A 20,091-nucleotide genomic window follows, 5' to 3' on the forward strand; every position below is an offset into this window, starting at 1 on the left:
CGCTGGTGGGTTCGGGGTGTTGTTCATGGCCGCCAGGTCACGCGGTGTTCCCCCAGGCGCGCCAGCACCGCGTGGTTCGCCTCCCAGCCATCCGGGCTGTGTTCATTGGCCGCCTCCGGCGGCGGGCCGGACTCCGTCCGGCGGAGGGCGGCGCGGTGGTCGGTGCCCGCTGGTGGGTTCGGGATGTTGTTCATGGCCGCCAGGTCACGCGGTGTTCCCCCAGGCGCGCCAGCACCGCGTGGTTCGCCTCCCAGCCATCCGGGAACTTCACGACCGTCCCCAGCTGGACCGGCTCCGTCGACGGGTAGTCGTCCAGGAGGTCGCTCACTCCCGCTCGGCACACCACGATGCACGCGTGGCGGTGGCGGGAGGCCAGGACGCACAGGCGGCCTGTCTCGAGGTGGAAGGCGGTGGCGTCGGGGCGGCCGGAGAGGGGGTGGAGGACCACCGTCACGTCGAATTCCCTGCCCTGGAGCCGGTTCGCCGTGTCCACGGTGACCTCTGTGACGCCCAGCTCGGCCAGCGCCGCCCGGACCGCCGCCGCCTGGTCCCGGTGTGCCGTGCCGACGGCGATGCGCTCGGCGGTGAGGGGAGCGGGGTCGGGTGAGCGCTCCGACGTCGCCGCGCCGCCGCGGTCCAGGAGGCGCCGTACGACCGTCGCCACCGCGCGTACCGCCTCCGGGTCCGTGCGGGGTGTGTGTCGTGCGGGCAGTTCCAGCAGGCCCCAGCCCGAGAGCGCGGCCTCGTCGATCACCCGGTCCGGGCCCGAGCCGTCCGCGGGGACGGCGAAGGTGAGACGGCGGTCGCCGTGGTCCGTGCCGCTGCGGAAGGGGGTGTACGGGTAGAAGGCGTCGGAGACCAGGGGTGCCGCCGAGGCCGGGAGCCGCCAGGAAACCGGCAGACGGTGCTGCGGCAGCTCGGGGTTGTGGGCCAGCAGGGTCGTCACGGCGGAGGCGGAGGGGTCGTACGACAGGCCCGCCCACTGCTCGCTGCCCACGAGGGCGAAAGGGTCCAGCTGGCCGGGGTCGCCCACGAACAACGCCCGCTCGAACAGGCCGGCCACGGCGAGCAGCGCGTCCGAGCGCATCTGGTAGGCCTCGTCGACGATCGCGTGCCGCCACGGCTCGTCGACCTTGACGTGTGCCCACTTGGCGGCGGTGGAGATGACCACCGGGAGGCCGGTGAGATCCGCCGCCTTCGCCGACTTGCGGACACTCGGCAGGTCGTCCAGCGCCTTGTCGTACGGGTCGGCGTCGCTGCTGTGCAGCCGGCCGACCGGCAGCTCGGGGTTCTTCTCGGCGAGGCGGACGACGAGGTCGTCGACCTGGGCGTTGGTCTGCGCGACGACCATCAACGGGCGCCCGGCCTCGGCGAGTTCGAGCGCGGCGCGCACGACGAGCGTGGACTTGCCGGCGCCGGGCGGGGAGTCGACGACGACCCCGCGGTGCGTGCCGTGCACGGTGTCGCGCAGGATCGCGTCGGTGGCCCGCGCGGCCGCGGCACCGGGGTCGAAGGCGGCCTCGGTGATCACAGCACGTCCTCCTCGGTGACGGGGTCGGCGGCCTCCGGCACGGTGGCCGTCTCGCCGGGCGGTCCGCCGTGCGTCCACGGCGTGTTCTCCGGGTCGGGCAGCTTCGCGCCGCCGCGCTGCTCGTGCTCGAAGAGGGTGAAGCAGATCAGGTCGCCCTTCTCGGGCACGGATCCGGCCTCGGGCTCCTTGCCGCGGCCCATCTTGTCGACCACCCGCAGGACGACCACACCATCGGCCTCGTGCCCGACGAACTCCGCCGCCTGTGGCTTCCCGCCCAGCGAGCGGTAGACCTTGGCCCGCTCGCCCAGGTGCGGGCGGTCGTCGGTGCGGACGGTGACCAGCGGGCGCGGGCTGGGCCGCTTGCCCTCGCTGTACGCCATGACGACGTCGGTCACCTCACCCGCGAACGCCTCTCCGGCCAGCCGCCGGCCTGCCATCACCAGCGGGTCGTCCAGGGCCTCCTGGGCCTCCAGCCGGGCCTGTTCACGCTCGCGTGCGGCCAGCTTGTTGGCCGCGGTGACCGCGTCGTCGCGGCGCGGCTGCGGGGGCTCGCCGGCCAGGACCCGGTCGCGGTGGCCGGTGAACGACCAGCGGTCGCGCGTCCACCGCTCCTCGACATGCGCGCCCTCGGGCAGCGTCCGCAGCAGCTCCAGGCCGTCCCACACCTTCTCCCAGGTGGGCAGGGTGCGGCTCTCGACCAGGGCGCGGATCTTCCGCTCGGCGGCGGTGAGCTCACCGAGCCGGTCGTCCGCCTCCAGCCCGTCCTCGGCGGCGGCGAGGGCGGTACGCGCGCGGTCGTAGCGCTCGATCGCGGGCGCGAGCAGCTTGTTGTCGAACGCCGGGTCGGTCGCCGGACCCGCGGGCGGGCACAGCAACTGCCCGTCGGCGTCCCGCGCGAGCTCGGCGCGCAGCGCGGCCTCGGCGCCGGAGAGGCCCGAGTGGGGGTCCCCCCGGTCGAGCGAAGCCGAGACTGGGGGAGGGGCGATCCAGGCGAGCAGCGCGCCCAGGTGCTGGTCCTCCAGACTGGACTGGCCGGTCGCCCAGTGCCGGCCCAGTACCTCGGTCAGGGCCAGCAGCAGCGCGGAACCGGGCACCCGGGCCCGCTCCCCGAAGTGGGTCAGCCACCGTCCGAGCAGCGGCACCCGGGGCGGCGCCGGATGCGGGGTCTCCGGGTCCTGCTCGGCGGTGCGGCGGAAGCGCATGGAGCGCCCCAGCAGCCGTACGAAGTCGATGCCCGCGCGGCTCGGCACGATCAGCTGGGGCGCGTCGGCGCACAGCTCGACCTCGACCTTGACCCGCTTCCCGGTCTCCGGGTCGGTTTCGTTGCGCTCAGCGGCCTCGACGACATCGGCGTACGCGTCGATGTACGGCAGGACGATGTCGGCGAGTTCGGCCAGGAACGCGAACCGCAGGTCGCGGTCGCGCGGCTGCGGTACGACGAGCAGACGCGGCGCGTCCCGGTCGGTGCCGACCAGCGCGCCGAGCGGGGCGCCGGCCTCGCCGGCGGTGACGAGCGGCACGAGGACCAGTGGCCGCTCGGACAGATGCCGGTGCCGGACGGTGGCGGTGGGCTGGGCGCGGCCGGTGGCGACCGCTTCCAGCCGGGCGAGGGTGGAGATCAGCGACAAGGAGCCGCCTCCTGACCGAGAGCCTCGGCTCGCAGCCGGGCCGCCCTGCGCAGCGCCGCGACCGCCGGATCCGCCGGGTCCCCGGCCTCCCCGCGGGCCGCCGCCAGCACGTCGTCGACGGTCGCCAGGCCGCCCAGATCGGCCCGCAACGAGCGCCCCAGCGAGGTCACCGCGCCTTCCGCGCGGGAGCGGTCGCGGCAGTGGAACGCCAGCTCGCAGGCGGCCAGGCACTCCGGGGCGTACGCCGCCGGGACCGACTCGACGGCGGCCGAGAGCTCGGCGGCGGGCAGCTCGGGGGAGAAGCAGGTGCCCTCGGGGAGGGCGTCGGCGATGTCCTGGATGCGGGTGAGCCGGGCCAGTTGGCGGCTGGTGACCGCGCGCTGCTTGCGCACGTCGACGGCCGAGGCGGTGGGCAGGTTGGAGAAGTCCTTGGGACACACCAGCAGGACGCGGTGGCGCACGCGCGGGGCCGGGTCCAGGCGGGCGGCCACCGCCTCCAGTGCCAGCACGTACACCGCGGCCTGCCGCGCGGCCGCGCCGACCTTCGCCGGGTCCGCCGAACCGTCCAGCATCGGGAAGGACTTGATCTCCACGACCGTCCAGCTGCCGTCCGGGTGCACGACCACCGCGTCCGGCTCGAGGAAGGCCGGGGAGCCCGCGACGTCGAGCGCCAGCATCGGGTGGTCGAGCAGCGTCCAGGTGCCGGGCGCCTCGGTGGCCTCGCGCAGCGCCAGCGCCGTACGCGCCGTGCGGCCCTCGGGGCCGACGGCGGTCAGGTCGGGGACCTGGGCCCGCTCCGGCGGCTCGGCCGCCCGGTCCAGCCTCTCGTGCACCAGCCGCAGCAGCTCCGCACCGCCGTCCGCCTTGACCCGCGCCTCGAACGCGTTGCCGCGCGTGAAGGCGAACTGCGACTGCCCGAAGACGGACGGTGAGCCCAGCGCGCCCGCCAGCGCAGCCTTGTTCACTCCGGCGCCGTCGAGGATCGCGCGCCGCTTGCAACCGGGGTTGGCGGCGAGCGCCGCGAGGGCGCGCGCGTCCAGGGCCTTGGCCGGTACGTCCGGGCCGCGCAGCTCAGCGAGCCGCTGTCGGAGTGCCCTCCCCGGCGTCCGTGGGGGAGGCACCCGGCTCGGCTCCGGGCCCGAACCGCGCATCGCGCTGGCGTGGAATTCGCTCACCCGCGGAAGTCTGGCATCCGGCACTGACAATCGGGGAACCTGCGCCGCTCGAGGCCGCCGAGCCGGACGGGACACGCACCCCGAACCGCCCCCCGAACCGCGCCTCGAACCACGCCCGGACCCGGGCCGCGCACCGCATCACCAGCGGTGTCAGCAGCAGTCCCAGGCCCATCACGGCCGCGCCCGCGACCGCGTCGAGCAAGTAGTGGTTGGCGGTGCCCATCACCACGATCGTGGTGAACAGCGGATAGACGACCCCGGCCACCTTCGCCGCCGGCGTGCGGCCGTACCGCCACAGCATCACCCCGCACCACAGCGCCCAGCCCACGTGCAGGCTCGGCATCGCCGCGTACTGGTTCGTCATGCCGCCGAGGCCGCGCGGCGCGCTCGCCTCGCCGCCCCACCAGCCGTACGAGCTGTACTGGGCCATCGTGTCCACGAAGCCGTGGCCCGCCGACAGCAGGCGGGGCGGGCAGGTGGGCAGCAGGGTGAAGCCGATCAGGCCGATGAAGGTGGAGGTCATCAGCCAGGTGCGGGCCGCGCGGTAGTGCACGGCGCGGGACCGGAACAGCCAGACCAGGAGCGCGGGCGTGACCAGGTAGTGCAGCGACGCGTACCAGAAGTCCGCCGGCACCCCGAGCCACGCCTCGCTGGTGAACAGCCGGTTGAGGGGGTGCTCGGCGTTGATGTGCAGGAACTTCTCGACGCGCAGGATCGTCACGCCGTGGTCGACGGCGCTGAAGACGTCGCCCCGCGCGAGGAGCCGGCCCGCGGAGTAGCAGGCGTACACCAGCACGATCAGCGGCAGCTCGGTCCACCAGCGCAGCCGGGTCCGTGGGGCCGCCTCGATGCGCGGTGCCTCGGTCTGCGGCATCCGATCGCCCTCCCCCTTCTTGGTCCCCGCTACGCCTGGTGGCGCGGCCGTGACACTTTACGGCGTATGTGCGCACCCGTTCCGGGCGCCCCCGGCCCTCAAAGACGCAGAGATCGCCCCCCGGGTTGCCCCTGCTGAGGGTGAGCGATGATGGAGGAGTTCCACTCGAGGATTTCTCCCGGAAAGGTTCCCCATGGCACCGCGCATCCTGCTGGCCCGGCACGGACAGACGGAGTGGTCGCTGTCCGGCAAGCACACCGGCAGGACCGACGTGCCCCTCCTCGAAGAGGGCCGGCGCGGCGCCAAGCTGCTGGGTGAGCGGCTGCACCGGGCGCCGTTCGACGGGCTTCCCGGTGTCGAGGTGCGCACCAGCCCCCTGGTACGCGCGCGTGAGACGTGCGAACTCGCCGGCTTCGGCGACCGTGCGCGGAACTGGGACACGCTCATGGAATGGGACTACGGAGCGTACGAGGGCATGACCCCGGCTGAGATCCAGGCCGTGCGGCCGGGCTGGCTGATCTGGCGCGACGGTGTGCCGGAGGGCGAGAGCCTCGACGCGGTGACCGCGCGGGCCGACGAGGTCGTCGCATGGGCGCGGGCGGAGGACCGGGACGTGCTGGTCTTCGCGCACGGGCACATCCTGCGGTCGATCGGGGCGCGGTGGCTGGGGCTGCCGATCGGGTTCGCGGCGCGAATACGGCTGAATCCGACGTCGTTGTCGGTACTGGGGTGGGCTTACGGGGAGCCGGCGATCGAGAGCTGGAACGACTTGGGGCACCTGGCCGCTGCCTGACACCTGCCCGGCGCCGTGGCCGGAGGCCGCCGCTCGGGTGGGCAGCGCCCCGGCCGCAACGACTGCCCGCAGCTAGGGACGTACGTCTACGTCCGTCCCCTCACGTCATCCGTGGCAAGCTCGCGTGCCTCTCCAGGAACGTCGACACCCCCGACGCCCGCCGGTGCGGCAGCAGTACCCGGGCCGTCCCCGCCAGCATCGTCTGGATCCGGGACGACTGGACCTCGTCCAGCAGGTCCAGGACCCGCATCCCCGCCGTCGCCGCCTCGTCGGGGCGGCCGCCGCGTGCGAGGTCGTCCGCGAGTTCGGCGGTGTAGAGGGCGATGTTCCGGGTGAAGTGCGGGTCCTGGAGGTGGGCCGCACGCCCGGCGTGCCGTGCCGCTCGCTGCCAGTCGCCCAGCGTGGACCAGCACTGCGCCTCCAGGCCCTCCAGTTCGGCCTCTCCGTAGAAGCTCATCCACTCGGGGTCGGCGTCGCAGGGGCCCCGGCCGTAGAGGGCCTGGGCCCGGACCAGGGCCTGTTCGCAGCCGGTGCGGTCGGCGAGGCCTGCCCAGCCGCCCGCCTCGCGCAGCGCGAGCAGCGACATCAGGCGGGCGGAGCCCAGGGGGCGCGCTACGCGCTGCGCTGCTTGGGCCGCCCTCACCGCCTCTCGGGGGCGGCCCGAGTCGCGGGCGAGGAACGCCGTGTTGCAGAAGGCGTGCGCCTCGAGCGCCGGGTCGCCGGTCATCCGGGCGGTGGCCAGCGCCTCCGCGTAGTGCGAGCGGGCGTCGTCGTACCGGCCCGAGTCGTGGGCCAGCCAGCCCACGGAGATGGCGAGTTCACCGGCGCCCAAGTGGAGCCGGTCGGCGGTCGCCTGCCGGGTCGCGCCGGCGTCCAGCAACGCGTACGCGGTGCGCAACGGGGCCGCCGCGCGCCGGTAGAGGCCGTCGGCGCCGTGCCGGTCGTCGAGCAGCCGGATGCGGCGGACGGCCTCTTCCAGGGCGCTCGCTTCGCGCGTCCCGGCGCGCAGGGACGGGCGGCCCGCCGTCAGGGCGTCGTGGGGGAGCCCCAGGGGGGCCAGCGAGGCGGCGGCCACGGTGGCGCCCCCGCCGGTCATGAATGCGCGACGCAGCACGTCGCTCTCCTCGTGGTCGTGGTGCATGTCGTACGGGTTCTGCGGGTCCTGCCTGTCTTGCGTTTCATACGGCTCGTACACCCCGTGTGTCTCACTGACCCCGTGCGCACCACTCGTGGTGTGCGCCGGGCTCGTGGTGTCAGCGAGGGGCGCTTCCTCGTCCATGCGCGCCCCTCGTCCGCGTACGGACGAGCGCGACGCGAAGCCGAGGTCGGTGAGCGTGCGGCCGGGGAACATGTGCAGGAACACCCGTTCGTACGCGTAGTTGGGGCAGCGGATCTCGCCCGCCTCCACCCGGCCGATGTAGCGCGCGTCGCAGCTGACCCGCTCGCCGATCTCGCGAGCGGCTCGCCGAACGAGCGCGGCGAACTCAGCCGGCGAGCGCTGTCCCCGTACCCGCCGGAAGGCGAGATTGGGCCGTGCTGGCCGGTTGGGCTGGGACGAGGTCACCGTTGACGACGCCATGGCCGGGTCCTCTCATGCGAACCGTCGAACCATGCCGGGTTCAGGGTGAGTTGTCCGTGTGACACCCTGTTTCCGGCGGGCAAGAACGTACCTGCTGTGGTCGGTCCGCCACGCAGGGTTTAGCCACAAACCGGATATGTCATCCACGATCTGCCATGAACTGCCATCCTTTGCGGCGGACTTCCGCCGTAGCCCTTGACGCCGCGACGCGTTGAACCTTGCGGACTGCAAGAGGGGTTCCGTGGTGGAGGCCGGCATGGAGACCAGCCAGAGCATCGATCCTTGTACGCCGCTGACGACGGTGGGGCACCCGCCGACCCCGGAGTGCAGCGCGCCGCCGATCGAGGGGGCGGCGTGCGACCTCGTCACGGTGCCGGCGCGGCAGGGACTGGAGGCGGTCGACATCCTGCGCCGCGGGGCCGGGGACGCGGTGGGGCCCGTACTGCACGACGACGGGTGCGACACGCTCGGCTTCCTCGTGCCGTCGGGCACCGCGGCCGCGTGGGACGTCCCCGGGAGCACCTGCACGGAGACCAACGGGCGAGGGCTGAGCCTCAACCCCCAGCCGCCGGTCGAGGGCTCGGACTGGCTGCTCCCGCCGGGCGAGGCGGACCTCGCGACGGACCCGGCGGTGCTGCGGCGGGCGCTGGGCGAGGCGGCCCGGCTCATCGAGGCGGCGGACAGCCGCCGCTGAGCGGCGCGAGGGTGTGGGGCTTGCGAGAATGGCCCCATGGGAAAGTCCAGGAACCCCCGGCGCCGGCCGGACGCCGATGCCGCCGTCGTCGAGGCCGTCGACGGCGGGCTCGCCGAGCTGATACCCGACCGGGACCGGGCGCGGGCCTGGACGCTGCTGATCGACGGCGCCCCGCAGTCGCACGTGGACCTCGACGACGCCTCGTATCTCTCCTTCGAGTACCAGCGCCGCCTCGGTCACGTCATCGACCTCGCCGCCCCGCCCGCCAAGCCCGTCCACGCCGTGCACCTAGGCGGCGGCGCCCTCACCCTCGCCCGGTACGTGGCCGCCACCCGCCCCCGCTCCACCCAGCAGGTCGTCGAGCGGGACGCGGCTCTCGTGCAACTGGTCCGCCGAGAGCTGCCGTTGGAGCCGAACGCGCGGATACGGGTGCGGTCGACGGACGCCCGGGAAGGGCTCGCCAAGGTGCCGGACGGCTGGGCCGACCTCGTCATCGCCGATGTGTTCAGCGGGGCCCGTACGCCGGCCCACCTGACCTCGACCGAGTTCCTCGACGAGGTACGCAGGGCCCTCAAGCCCGGCGGGGTCTACGCCGCCAACCTCGCCGACGGCCCGCCGCTCGCCCATCTGCGCGGCCAGATCGCCACCGCCGCCGCCCGCTTCCCGGAACTCGCCCTGGTCGCCGACCCGACGGTGCTGCGCGGCAAGCGCTTCGGCAACGCGGTGCTCGTCGCCTCCGATCTCCCGCTGCCGGTCGCCGAACTGACCCGACGGGCGGCCTCGGACCCGCACCCCGGCCGGGTCGAGCACGGCAGGGCGCTCACCGACTTCACCGGAGGGGCCGCACCGGTGACGGACGCGGCGGCGGTCGCGTCACCCGCTCCGCCGCCCTCGGTGTTCCGCTGAGCGCTCCGCTGGAAGCGCGGTGACGGTCCTGCGGGCCGGTGGGGGCTGGTCGCGCCCACGCGGCGGGGCCGCATGTCGACACAGCCCCGCGCCCCTTGCGGCGCGACACCGCACCGGACTTCGCGATGATGGCGGCGGCCGCGCATTTGACCTCGAGGTCGCCTCAGTACGTACCGACCTCCACCCGCGGCGGCCCGTCGTGCCACGTGCAGAACACCGACACCCGGTCCACGCCCGAGGTGAACTCCACCCGGATCCAGGTGTCCGTCTTCCACACCTGCATCGCCCAGCCAGAGCCGGGGGTCGCCGACACGAGGGTCGCGGAGGTCTTGCCGATGTCGAAGACCGCGCGGCCGCCGTCGGTGTCGTAACTCTTGATCTGGCCCGAGGAGGTGGGGGAAGGGGGAGGGCTGGGGCTGTTCGCCGTCTTTGAGGGGGACTTCGAGGGGGACTTCGAGGGGGACGGCGTCCGGGTCGGCTCGGCCGACGGGGTCTTCGAAGGGGCCGGCCGGTGGGTCGACGAGGCCAGCGGCCTCGACTCCTGCGTGGTCGCGTCGGCCGCCGTGATGGGCAGGGCGCGGGGCGGGTCGTAGGCCGTCCCCGTCATCACCGTGTGGACGCCCCACCACGACAGCGTGACCGCCGCGCTCGTGGCGAGCGACCAGGCCAGTACGTGTACGAGTCCTCTGCGCATCGCGGGCCATACTGCCTCACGCGCCCCACCGGCCGCACACGCTCGGAGTTATCCACAGGGGCCGGACCGGTGTGGCGTGCATGGCGTACGGTGCGGCGCATGGCAAGTGTGCTCGTCGTCGAGGACGACCAGTTCGTACGTTCGGCGCTCATCCGGCATCTGACCGACGCCGCATATACCGTGCGCAGCGTCGGCACCGCGCTGGAGGCGCTGCGCGAGGTCGCCCATTTCCGCTTCGACGTCGTCATCCTGGACCTCGGCCTGCCCGACCTCGACGGGTCCGAGGCCCTGAAGATGCTGCGGGGCATCACCGACGTCCCCGTGATCATCGCCACCGCTCGCGACGACGAGACGGAGATAGTCCGGCTGTTGAACGCGGGGGCGGACGACTACCTCACCAAGCCGTTCTCGGTCGAGCACCTGTCCGCCCGGATGGCCGCGGTCCTCCGACGGTCCCGTGCCGCCACCGCGGACGCCCCGCCGTCCACCGTCATCCGCGTCGGCGGCCTGACCGTGGACCCGCTGCGCCGCCAGGCCGAACTGGACGGTGTGCGGCTCGACCTGACCCGCCGTGAGTTCGACCTGCTCGCCTTCCTGGCCGGGCGGCCCGGTGTCGTCGTACCGCGCAGGGAACTGCTCGCCGAGGTCTGGCAGCAGTCGTACGGCGACGACCAGACCATCGACGTCCATCTCTCCTGGCTGCGGCGGAAATTGGGCGAGACGGCGGCGCGGCCGCGCTATCTGCACACCCTGCGGGGCGTCGGCGTGAAGCTGGAGCCGCCCGGGGAGACCGCGGCCGCGGAGCCGGTGCGATGAGGTGGGCGCTGGTCAGGGTGTGTCTGGCGGTCACCACGATGGTCGTGGTCGCCTTCGCGGTGCCGCTCGGCCTGGTCATCAAGGAGATGGCCCGCGACCGTGCCTTCTCCAACGCGGAGCGGGAGGCCGCGGCGATCGTCCCGGCGCTGTCCATCACCACCGACCGCGACCAGCTGGAGCGCGTCGTCGCCTCCGCGGGCTCCGACGCCGGGATGGCCGTGCACATACCCGAGGTCGACGGTCAGAGGGCCGTCGACCTGGGGCGGCAGCGCGCCGCGGACGGGGACATCACGACCGTACGGAAGCTGGGCCGCGCCTCCACCGCAGAGGTGCCCGGCGGCTCCACCCTGCTCCAGCCGGTCGCGCTGAGCTCCGGCGCGATGGCCGTCGTCGAGGTGTACGTCCCCGAGTCCGAGGTCAGCAACGGTGTCGGCACGGCCTGGGCGGTGCTCGCCGCGGTCGGCGTCGCGCTGGTCGTCGGCTCGGTCGCGGTCGCCGACCGGCTGGGCGTACGGATGGTGCAGCCCGCGCAGCGGCTCGTCGAGAGCGCGCACGAACTGGGGGAGGGCAAGCTGGGCGCACGGGTGCCGGAGGAGGGGCCGACCGAACTGCGGCTGGCGGCGGTCGCGTTCAACTCCATGGCCGACCAGGTCGTACAACTGCTCGCCAACGAGCGGGAGCTGGCCGCCGACCTGTCCCACCGGCTGCGTACGCCCCTGACCGTGCTGCGGCTCAACGCCGCCTCGCTCGGGGACGGGCCGGCCGCCGAGCAGACCCGGACCGCGGTCGCGCAGTTGGAGCGCGAGGTCGACACCATCATCCGGACCGCCCGCGAGGCCAAGCCGCAGACCGCGGCGGCCGGGCCGGGTGCCGGGTGCGACGCGGGTGAGGTGGTGCGCGAGCGGATGGCCTTCTGGTCGGCGCTCGCGGAGGACGAGGGCCGCAAGGTGCGGGTGGCCGGCGTCGACCGGCCGGTGCGCATACCCGTGGCCCGCGCGGACCTGGCGGCCGCACTCGACGCCCTGCTCGGCAACGTCTTCCGGCACACACCCGAGGGCACGGCCTTCGCGGTCGACGTGCACAACGGCGAGGACGCGGTGATCGTGCTGGTGTCGGACGCGGGGCCGGGGATCCGGGACCCCGAGGCGGCGATGGCGCGCGGGCGCGGCTCGGGGAGCGACGGCTCGACCGGGCTCGGCCTGGACATCGTGCGGCGGCTCGCGGAGTCGACGGGCGGCGACGTACGGATCGGCTCGTCGGTGCTCGGCGGCACGGAGGTGCGGATCTGGATCCAGCTGGACGGGCGCGAGCCGGTGCGCAGGGGGCATCGCGGGTCCGTACGGCGGCGGAGGCGGGGCGCGGGGGTTCACTGACCGCCGGGCCCTCCGCTCGACCCCCGCTCGAAGCGAAATTGGTCTCTACCTTTAACCGTCCCCGATCCCTTCCTTAAGCGCACCCTAAGATCCTCAACGGCCGTCCGGATGAAGCGGTTTGCCCGATTCCGGATCGCTAGCGTGCTGCCGCGTCCCAGGTCTCCTCGGTCTGGGAAACCCCCGTGAGCAGCGAAGGCAGGCACGTGATGAGCACGCACCGGCGCAGGGTCAGTGGCAGGAACAAGGCGATCGGCGGACTGGTCGCCGCGGCCGTGGTCGGCGGCGGCGCGATCGTCCTCACCGGCACCGCGCAGGCGGCCGGCGTCGGCGCGGCCTACACCAGGACCAGCGACTGGTCGACGGGTTACACCGCGCAGTACGTCGTCACCAACAACAGCGGGCAGGCGGAGAAGGACTGGACCCTGGAGTTCGACCTTCCCTCGGGCACGAAGCTCAGCTCCCTGTGGAACGGCGAGTCGAGCGTCAGCGGGCAGCACGTCACGGTGAAGCCGCCGAAGTGGGACACGGACGGACTGTCCGCCGGCGAGTCGGTCACCGTCGGCTTCGTCGTCAACGGCACCGGCGACCCGACGGGTTGTCTCATCGACGACGCGAAGTGCTCCGCGGACGACGGCGCGACACCGGAACCGAGCGGCCGCCCGACGGAGTCGGCGACCCCCACCCCCACGGCGACCGCCACCCAGTCGGCGACCCCCGCCCCGACGGCCACATCGACATCGACATCGACACCGACAGCGTCCCCGTCACAGAGCACAGGCACGGGCACGACGACAACGGCCGGCTTCGCCCCGTACGTCGACACGTCCCTCTACCCGGCCTTCGACCTGCTCGCGAGCGCCACCGCGACCGGCGTGAAGAACTACAACCTCGCCTTCGTCACCGACGGCGGCGGCTGCACCCCGAAGTGGGGCGGCGTGACCGACCTGGCGAGTGACGCGGTGGCCGCGCAGATCGGCGCGCTCCGCGCCAAGGGCGGCGACGTCCGCGTCTCCTTCGGCGGCGCCTCCGGCTCCGAACTGGCCACCACCTGCTCCTCGGCGGACGCGCTGGCGACGGCGTACGGCAAGGCCGTGGACGCCTACAACCTCACCAAGGTCGACTTCGACGTCGAGGGCGGCGCGCTGCCCGACACCGCGGCGAACACCCGCCGCGCGCAGGCGATAGCCAAGCTCCAGCAGCAGCACCCGAACCTGGACGTCTCCTTCACCCTCCCGGTCATGCCGGAGGGCCTCACCCAGGACGGCGTGAACCTGCTGTCCAACACCAAGCAGAACGGCGTCACGATCTCCACCGTCAACATCATGGCGATGGACTACGGCGCCTCGTACAGCGGCGACATGGGCACCTACGCCGAGCAGGCCGCCACCGCCACCCAGGCCCAGGTCAAGAGCGTCCTCGGCCTCTCCGACAGCGCGGCCTGGAAGACGGTCGCCGTCACCCCGATGCTCGGCGTCAACGACGTCGCGTCCGAGATCTTCAAGGTCGACGACGCCACCCAGCTGGTCGACTTCGCCAAGTCCAAGGGCCTCGGCTGGCTCTCCATGTGGTCCGCCACCCGCGACAAGCAGTGCGCGGGCGGCGCGAAGAACTACGCGGACGCCACCTGCAGCTCGATCGCCCAGGACGAGTTCGCGTTCTCGAAGGCGTTCGGCACGTACAACTGAAAGGCGTTCGGCGCGTACAACTGAGCGGAGCCCCCAGGAAGCGGGGCGCGGCACGCCCCCTCGCCGTGCCGCGCCCCACCCCGCCCCCGGTGACTAGACGCTCTCCACGCCCGGCAGTGCCCCCGTCCGAGCCGCCTTCCCGTACCACAGCGCGCTCGACTTCGGCGTACGGGCCAGCGTCGCGTAGTCCACGTACACCGCGCCGAAGCGCTTTTCGTAGCCGTACGCCCACTCGAAGTTGTCCATCAGGGACCACAGGTAGTAGCCGCGTACGTCGGCGCCGTCGGCGATGGCGCGGCGGACCGCCGAGAGGTGGCCGTGCAGATACGCGATCCGCTCGGGGTCGTGGACGCGGCCGTCGGAGTCGGGCTTGTCGTCGTAGGCGGCGCCGTTCTCCGTCACGTACAGGGGCAGGCCCGGGGCCTCCCGCGTGTAGCGCATGATCAGGTCGTGCAGGCCCGTCGGGTCGATCGTCCAGCCCATCTCGGTGCGCTCGCCCGGGGTCTGGTGGAAGTCGACGTCCTCGGCGGCCGGCCAGGGGGAGTGCTCGCTGGCCCCGTGACCGTCCGCCCGCGCGCCCTGCCGCGACGGCTGCGCCGCCGACACCAGTGTGGGGGTGTAGTAGTTGAGGCCCAGCGCGTCCAGGGGCTGGTTGATCGTCCGTACGTCGCCGTCGAGGACGTACGACCAGTCCGTGACCGATGACGTCGCCGCGAACAGGCTCTCCGGGTACGCGCCGTGCAGGATCGGGCCGTGGAAGACGCCGTTGGCGAGGTCGTCGATGCGGCGGACCGCGGCCAGGTCCGCCGGGTCCTGCGTAAGGGGCCTGACCACCGAGGAGTTGAGGCTGATCGCGACCGAGTTGCGGGCCGGCATCACCGAGCGGAGCGCCGTCGTGCCCAGGCCGTGTGCCAGGTTCAGGTGGTGCGCGGCGCGCAGGGAGGCCTCCGGGTCCGTGCGGCCGGGGGCGTGCACGCCGGAGCCGTAGCCGAGGAACGCGCTGCACCACGGCTCGTTGAGCGTGATCCACTGCTCCACGCGGTCGCCGAGTGCCTCGCCGACGATCTGCGCGTACTCGGCGAAGCGCAGCGCCGTGTCGCGCTCCGGCCAGCCGCCCGCGTCCTCCAGCTCCTGCGGCAGATCCCAGTGGTAGAGGGTGACGGCCGGCTTGATGCCGTGGGCCAGGAGGTCGTCCACCAGGCGGCGGTAGAAGTCCAGGCCGACCTGGACCGCCGGGCCCCGGCCCGTCGGCTGCACCCGCGACCAGGAGATCGAGAAGCGGTAGGCGTTCAGGCCGAGGTCGGCCATGAGCGCCACGTCCTCGTGGAAGCGGTGGTAGTGGTCGACAGCGATGTCACCGTGCTCGCCGCCGGCCGTTTTGCCCGGCGTATGGCTGAAGGTGTCCCAGATGGAGGGGGTGCGGCCGTCCTCCCGCACCGCCCCCTCGATCTGGTACGCGGAGGTCGCAGCGCCCCAGAGGAAGGCGGAAGGAAAGGTCACAGGGGTAATGGATTCAGGCATGGAAGCGCTCCCATAGGAGGTCGTGTAAGCCGACGGGTGGGGGGAAGGGCGGGAAGAAGGGGCCGAGGCGGCGGTGACCCGGCCCCCGGGCGACGGGATCAGCCCTTGATCGCGCCGTTCATGATCCCGCCCACGATCTGCTTGCCGAACAGGAGGAAGGCGATGAGTAGGGGCAGCGTGCCGAGCAGCGCGCCCGCCATGATCACCGCCTGGTCGGGTACGTAGCCGGTGCCGAGCGCGTTGAGGGCGACCTGCACGGTCGGGTTCTGCTGGTTGAGCGCGATGATCGGCCACAGGAAGTCGTTCCAGGCCATCACGAAGGTCAGCAGTCCGAGCACCGCCATCGCCGGCCGCGCCGCCGGGAAGACCACGTGCCACACCACGCGCAGGCTGTTCGCGCCGTCGACGCGCGCCGCCTCGATCAGCTCGGTGGGCAGCGCCTGCACCAGGTACTGCCGCATGAAGAACGTGCCGAAGGCGCTGACCAGTGTGGGCAGGATGACCGTCTGCAGGTGGTTGGACCAGCCCAGGTCGCTCATCCACAGATACAGCGGTACGACCGCCAGCTGCGGCGGGATCATCATCGTGCCGATGGTCAGCAGCAGCAGGGTGCTGGAGAACTTGAACCGCAGCTTGGCGAAGGCGAATCCGGCGAGCGTGGAGAACAGCACCGTACCGACGGTGATGGTTCCGGCGACGATCGTGCTGTTGACCATCGCGGTGCCGAGGCCGCCCTGTTCCCACGCGGCCTGGAGGTTCTTGAACAGGTTCCCGCCGAACCACAGCGGCGGTGGCGTCTGGGCGAGCCGCTGGTCGGTGCGCGAGGCCGCGATCACCGTCCACACCAGCGGCGCCAGCGAGACGAAGGCGAAGACGGACAGGACGACATAGGTGAGCGGACCCGCGTGCAGATGCTTGCCCGCGCCGAGCATCCGGCGGCGCCCGGTGTCGCCCCGGCCGCCCTTCCCCGTCGCGTTCCCTTCCGCCTGAGGGAGCGTCAGTTCACTTGTGGTCATTGGGATTTCCTCAGCCGTCGGGTGATCAACAGGTTGACCGCGGCGACGATCAGCAGGATCAGGAACATCGTCCAGGCGATTGCGGACGCCTTGCCGAGGTTGCCGATGGTCCAGCCCTGGTCGTACATGTACAGACCGAGCGTCTGGTACTGGTGTTCGGAGCCGCCCTTGGACCCGCCGAGCCCGCCGAACAGGAGCGGCTCACCGAACAGCTGCGTCGCACCGATGGTGGAGACGACCACCGTGAACAGGATCGTCGGCCGGAGCATCGGGATCGTCACATGGCGGAACTGCTGCCAGCGGCCCGCGCCGTCCAGGGCCGCCGACTCGTACAGATCGGCGGGGATCGCCTGCATCGCCGCCAGATAGATCAGCGCGTTGTAGCCGGTCCACCGCCAGATCACGATGGAGGAGACGGCGAACTGCGAACCCCAGTCGGACTCACGCCAGTTGACCGGGTCGATGCCGACGAAGTGCAGCAGCCAGTTGATCATGCCGCCGTCCCAGGAGTACAGCAGCACGAACACCAGGGTCGCCGCCGCCACCGAGGTGGCGTACGGGGTGAGCATCACGACCCGCCACACGGTCGAGCCGCGCAGCTTGTAGTTGAGCAGGTGCGCGATCCCGATCGCCATGATCAGCTGCGGCACGGTCGAGATCAGACCGATGGTGAAGGTGTTCTCCAGGGCGTTCCAGAAGAACTCCGAGGACAGCAGGTTCTTGTAGTTGTCCAGGCCGGCCCAGGTCTGGTGGTCGAGGCCGGACAGCTGCACGTTGTGCAGCGAGTACCAGGCCGTGTACAGCAGCGGGACGAGCCCGAAGGCGCCGAAGAAGATGAAGAACGGGGCGATGAACGCGTACGGCGACGCCTTCATGTCCCAGCGGTACAGCCGGCTGCGCAAGGAGCCGGGGCCCGAGGGCGGTGGTGTACCGCGACCGTGAGCGCGGCGCGCCGCGCCCGGCTGGTCACCGGGCGCGGCGTCGGCGCTCGACGCGGAGTGCGTGAGAGCCTGCTTGGAGCCTGTCACTGGCCGAGCACGTCCTTGATCTCGTTCTTTGCCGCGTTCCAGCCCTGGTCGGGGGTCTTGCCCTTCTGCTCGACCTGGAGGATGCCGACGTCGGTGATCGCGGTGCCGATCGGCTGGTCCTTCGTGCCGAAGATCTGGCTCGGGATGGTCTTCGCCGAGTCGGAGAAGATCTGCGCGATCGGCGCGTCCGAGAAGTACGCCGTGGTGTCGGCCAGCGGCTTCAGGCTCGCGTACGCCGACGGGGTCGACGGGAAGCTCGCCTGCTTGGCGAAGACCTTCGCCTGCTGCTCGGGGGCGGTCAGCCACTTCGCGAGCGCGATGGCCTCCTTCTGGTGCTTGCCCGCCGTCGGCACGCCGATGAACGAGCCGCCCCAGTTGGCCGCGGTCGGCGCCGCCGCCACGTCCCAGTTGCCCTTGCCCGAGTCACCGGACTTCTGCTCGATGTAGCCGATCATCCACGCGGGGCAGGCCACCGTGGCGAAGCTGGCGTTGGAGAGGGCCTTGTTCCACGGGTCCTCGAACTGCTTCAGCTTCGCCGACATGTTGCTGGTCGCCACCTCCATCGCGGCGTTCCACGCGTTCTTCACGCCCGTGGACTTGTCCCAGATGACGTTGCCGTCCTTGTCGTAGTAGCGCTCGCTCTCGCCGCCGAGGGCCGCGTTGTAGACCGAGGAGGCGGAGTCCACGAACTTGGTGCCGCTCGGCGCCTTCTTCATGTAGTCCTTGCCGAGGTCGACGAACTTGGACCAGTCGCCCTTCCACTGCGCGGCGAGCTTGGTGCGGTCCGTCTCGATACCGGCCTTCTTGAACAGGTCCTTGCGGTAGCAGATCGCCATCGGGCCGATGTCGGTGCCGAGCCCGATCAGCTTGCCGTCCTGGGTGGTGGCCTGGGCGTTCTTCCAGTCCAGCCACTGGGACTTGTCGACCTCCTTGCCGAGGTCGACGAACTTGTCGGCCTGCGTCTGCACGGCCTCCGTGACGTTGCCGACCTCGATCGCCTGGATGTCGTCGGTGCCGGAACCGGCCTGCAGACGGGTCAGGGTCTTGGGCCAGTACACCTCGGTCTTGGTGGTGACGTTCTCCTTGATGGAGATGTCCGGGTGCAGCTTCATGTACTCGTCGTAGAGGCCGGCCTGCTTGTAGCCGAAGACGCCGAAGGTGCCTATGGTCAGCGTGGTCTTGCCCTTGCCGCCACCGCCGTCGTTCGAGTTCGACGAGTTGTCGTCCGAGTCCTTGGAGCAGCCGGCCAGCAACCCCGTCGTCAGCGCGGCGACGGCCGCGAGGGCCATCAGCCGGTGGGACCGTCGGGTACTCGTGCGCATTGCGTCCTCCTGTTGCCTGACGTGCCGACCCCCCGGCCAACTGCATTGGTGGCGCCCGTTGTTCTCGCTGCGGCTCGGGCGGGGAACGTGCGGGTTGTGTATGTGTCAGGTACTGTGGGAGCGCTCCCACAAGTGATGTGTTGAAGAGTCGTCGGTCTGTGCGGGGGTGTCAAGGGAGTCGACGCGGAGAGATGCGTTCAGTTATCAGGCTGTTAACTGGACTCTGAGGTTCCCATCCGGTGGGCGGGGAGGCCGTGGTCCCGGGACGCGACCGTCACCTCGGGCGGGACTGTTCGTCTCGGGCAGGACTGTTAGATTCCAGGCCAACGCGGGGTTTTACGGGAGGCGGAGCCAATGGCAAGCCAGGGAGCGCGGAGCCGGAGCGGCGGCCGGCCGACCCTCGAAGAGGTCGCCGCGCGCGCCGGTGTCGGCCGCGGCACGGTCTCCCGGGTGATCAACGGCTCGCCCCGGGTCAGCGACGCGACCCGCGCCGCCGTCGAGGCAGCGGTCGCGGAACTCGGCTACGTCCCCAACACCGCGGCCCGTGCCCTCGCCGCCAACCGCACGGACGCGATCGCCCTGGTCGTCCCCGAGCCGGAGACCCGTTTCTTCGCAGAGCCGTACTTCTCGGACATGCTGCGTGGCGTCGGGGCCGAACTGTCGGAGACGGAGATGCAGCTGCTGCTGATCTTCGCGGGCAACGACCGGGAGCGCCGCCGCCTGGCGGAGTACCTGGCGGCGCACCGCGTGGACGGCGTCCTCCTGGTCTCGGTCCACGCCGACGACCCGCTGCCCGACCTCCTCGCCCAGCTGGAGATCCCGGCGGTGATCAGCGGCCCGCGCTCGGCGGCCGAGACGCTGACGTCGGTCGACTCCGACAACTACGGCGGCGCCCGCTCGGCCGTGGAGCACCTGCTGTCCCGGGGCCGCGGCCAGGTGGCCCACATCACCGGCCGCCTCGACGTGTACGGCGCCCAGCGGCGTATCGACGGCTACCGCGACGCCCTGCGCGACGCGGGCCACGCCCCGGACGAGGGCCTCATCGAGGCGGGCGACTTCAGCGAGGAGGGCGGCCGCCGCGCGATGGCGGCTCTCCTCTCCCGCCGCCCCGACGTGGACGCGGTCTTCGCGGGCTCGGACGTGACGGCGGCGGGCGCCCGCCAGGCGCTGCGCGAGGCTGGCCGCCGCATCCCGGACGACGTGGCACTCGTCGGCTACGACGACTCGGCCATCGCCCGTCACATGGATCCGCCTCTCACCAGCGTCCGCCAGCCCATCCAGGAGATGGGCCGCGCCATGATCGACCTGCTCCTCAACGAGATCGCCGACCGCCGACCGCCGGCCTCCCGCGGCCTGGAGCGTCGCCAGGTGGTCCTGGCGACGGAACTGGTGGCCCGGGCGTCCTCGTGACGGCCGTACCCCGCGGTTGAGCCGTACCTGCGTGCGTGCTCGGTCC

The 20,091-nt window shown here is 72.1% G+C and carries 18 protein-coding genes; 7 read left to right on the top strand and 11 right to left on the bottom strand.

The window, feature by feature from the left end; genetic code table 11:
- Nucleotides 1–23: 23 nt before the first annotated feature.
- Genes ABT114_RS08020 through ABT114_RS08040 form a run of 5 tightly spaced genes read right to left on the bottom strand, consistent with a single transcriptional unit; the run spans nucleotide 24 to nucleotide 5,208 of the window.
- Entirely contained in the window at nucleotides 24–194 is a 171-nt protein-coding gene (locus ABT114_RS08020) for a hypothetical protein (protein ID WP_351139814.1), read from the bottom strand.
- Nucleotides 191–1,531: an AAA domain-containing protein gene (locus ABT114_RS08025; protein ID WP_351139816.1), complete on the bottom strand. Its 1,341-nt coding sequence runs from the start codon at nucleotides 1,529–1,531 to the stop codon at nucleotides 191–193. Before ABT114_RS08025 ends, ABT114_RS08020 begins: the two co-directional genes overlap by 4 nt.
- The gene (locus ABT114_RS08030; protein ID WP_351139818.1) at nucleotides 1,528–3,159 is read right to left on the bottom strand and encodes a hypothetical protein; all 1,632 of its coding nucleotides are present in this window, start codon (nucleotides 3,157–3,159) and stop codon (nucleotides 1,528–1,530) included. The genes ABT114_RS08025 and ABT114_RS08030 overlap by 4 nt, the downstream gene beginning before the upstream one ends.
- Nucleotides 3,150–4,280, bottom strand: coding sequence for a hypothetical protein (locus tag ABT114_RS08035; RefSeq protein WP_351140527.1), 1,131 nt, complete (start codon nucleotides 4,278–4,280; stop codon nucleotides 3,150–3,152). The genes ABT114_RS08030 and ABT114_RS08035 overlap by 10 nt, the downstream gene beginning before the upstream one ends.
- Nucleotides 4,231–5,208: a phosphatase PAP2 family protein gene (locus ABT114_RS08040; RefSeq protein ID WP_351139820.1), complete on the bottom strand. Its 978-nt coding sequence runs from the start codon at nucleotides 5,206–5,208 to the stop codon at nucleotides 4,231–4,233. The genes ABT114_RS08035 and ABT114_RS08040 overlap by 50 nt, the downstream gene beginning before the upstream one ends.
- Before the next feature lie 193 nt (nucleotides 5,209–5,401).
- Here ABT114_RS08040 and ABT114_RS08045 point away from each other — a divergent pair, with 193 nt between their 5' ends.
- Entirely contained in the window at nucleotides 5,402–6,001 is a 600-nt protein-coding gene (locus tag ABT114_RS08045) for a histidine phosphatase family protein (RefSeq protein WP_351139823.1), read from the top strand.
- A 100-nt stretch (nucleotides 6,002–6,101) separates the two neighbouring features.
- Here the strand turns inward: ABT114_RS08045 and ABT114_RS08050 are convergent, their stop codons facing one another.
- Nucleotides 6,102–7,580 carry an NsdA family TPR-like regulatory protein gene (locus tag ABT114_RS08050; protein WP_351139825.1) on the bottom strand — a complete coding sequence of 493 codons (1,479 nt, stop codon included), beginning with the start codon at nucleotides 7,578–7,580 and terminating at the stop codon, nucleotides 6,102–6,104.
- Nucleotides 7,581–7,821: 241 nt separating this feature from the next.
- Here ABT114_RS08050 and ABT114_RS08055 point away from each other — a divergent pair, with 241 nt between their 5' ends.
- Complete coding sequence (locus ABT114_RS08055; protein WP_351139827.1) at nucleotides 7,822–8,274, top strand: hypothetical protein; 453 nt, start codon at nucleotides 7,822–7,824, stop codon at nucleotides 8,272–8,274.
- A 36-nt stretch (nucleotides 8,275–8,310) separates the two neighbouring features.
- Entirely contained in the window at nucleotides 8,311–9,180 is an 870-nt protein-coding gene (locus ABT114_RS08060; protein WP_351139829.1) for a spermidine synthase, read from the top strand.
- Nucleotides 9,181–9,343: 163 nt separating this feature from the next.
- Here the strand turns inward: ABT114_RS08060 and ABT114_RS08065 are convergent, their stop codons facing one another.
- On the bottom strand, nucleotides 9,344–9,874 hold the full coding sequence (locus ABT114_RS08065) for a hypothetical protein (RefSeq protein ID WP_351139831.1): 531 nt from the start codon (nucleotides 9,872–9,874) through the stop codon (nucleotides 9,344–9,346).
- A 99-nt stretch (nucleotides 9,875–9,973) separates the two neighbouring features.
- Here ABT114_RS08065 and ABT114_RS08070 point away from each other — a divergent pair, with 99 nt between their 5' ends.
- The 3 genes from ABT114_RS08070 (at nucleotide 9,974) to ABT114_RS08080 (ending at nucleotide 13,748) form a co-directional block, all read left to right on the top strand.
- The gene (locus ABT114_RS08070) at nucleotides 9,974–10,690 is read left to right on the top strand and encodes a response regulator transcription factor (protein ID WP_351139833.1); all 717 of its coding nucleotides are present in this window, start codon (nucleotides 9,974–9,976) and stop codon (nucleotides 10,688–10,690) included.
- Nucleotides 10,687–12,063, top strand: coding sequence for a HAMP domain-containing sensor histidine kinase (locus tag ABT114_RS08075; protein ID WP_351139835.1), 1,377 nt, complete (start codon nucleotides 10,687–10,689; stop codon nucleotides 12,061–12,063). The genes ABT114_RS08070 and ABT114_RS08075 overlap by 4 nt, the downstream gene beginning before the upstream one ends.
- A 206-nt stretch (nucleotides 12,064–12,269) precedes the next feature.
- Nucleotides 12,270–13,748: a glycoside hydrolase family 18 protein gene (locus tag ABT114_RS08080; protein ID WP_351139837.1), complete on the top strand. Its 1,479-nt coding sequence runs from the start codon at nucleotides 12,270–12,272 to the stop codon at nucleotides 13,746–13,748.
- 93 nt (nucleotides 13,749–13,841) lie between these two features.
- On the opposite strand, the gene ABT114_RS08085 is transcribed toward ABT114_RS08080, so the two are convergent.
- From ABT114_RS08085 to ABT114_RS08100, 4 genes are all read right to left on the bottom strand, one after another.
- Nucleotides 13,842–15,269: a GH1 family beta-glucosidase gene (locus tag ABT114_RS08085; protein WP_351139839.1), complete on the bottom strand. Its 1,428-nt coding sequence runs from the start codon at nucleotides 15,267–15,269 to the stop codon at nucleotides 13,842–13,844.
- Nucleotides 15,270–15,367: 98 nt separating this feature from the next.
- Nucleotides 15,368–16,285: a carbohydrate ABC transporter permease gene (locus tag ABT114_RS08090; RefSeq protein ID WP_502988004.1), complete on the bottom strand. Its 918-nt coding sequence runs from the start codon at nucleotides 16,283–16,285 to the stop codon at nucleotides 15,368–15,370.
- A complete protein-coding gene (locus ABT114_RS08095) occupies nucleotides 16,282–17,313 on the bottom strand; it encodes a carbohydrate ABC transporter permease (RefSeq protein WP_351139841.1) in 1,032 nt (343 codons plus the stop codon). The genes ABT114_RS08090 and ABT114_RS08095 overlap by 4 nt, the downstream gene beginning before the upstream one ends.
- Complete coding sequence (locus tag ABT114_RS08100) at nucleotides 17,310–18,635, bottom strand: ABC transporter substrate-binding protein (RefSeq protein WP_351139843.1); 1,326 nt, start codon at nucleotides 18,633–18,635, stop codon at nucleotides 17,310–17,312. Before ABT114_RS08100 ends, ABT114_RS08095 begins: the two co-directional genes overlap by 4 nt.
- A gap of 354 nt (nucleotides 18,636–18,989) precedes the next feature.
- Between ABT114_RS08100 and ABT114_RS08105 the strand changes: the two genes are divergently transcribed.
- Nucleotides 18,990–20,045, top strand: a complete 1,056-nt coding sequence (locus ABT114_RS08105; protein WP_351139845.1) for a LacI family DNA-binding transcriptional regulator — start codon at nucleotides 18,990–18,992, stop codon at nucleotides 20,043–20,045.
- Nucleotides 20,046–20,091 lie beyond the last annotated feature (46 nt).

This window comes from Streptomyces sp. NPDC002088 (assembly GCF_040296605.1).
Lineage (GTDB): Bacteria > Actinomycetota > Actinomycetes > Streptomycetales > Streptomycetaceae > Streptomyces.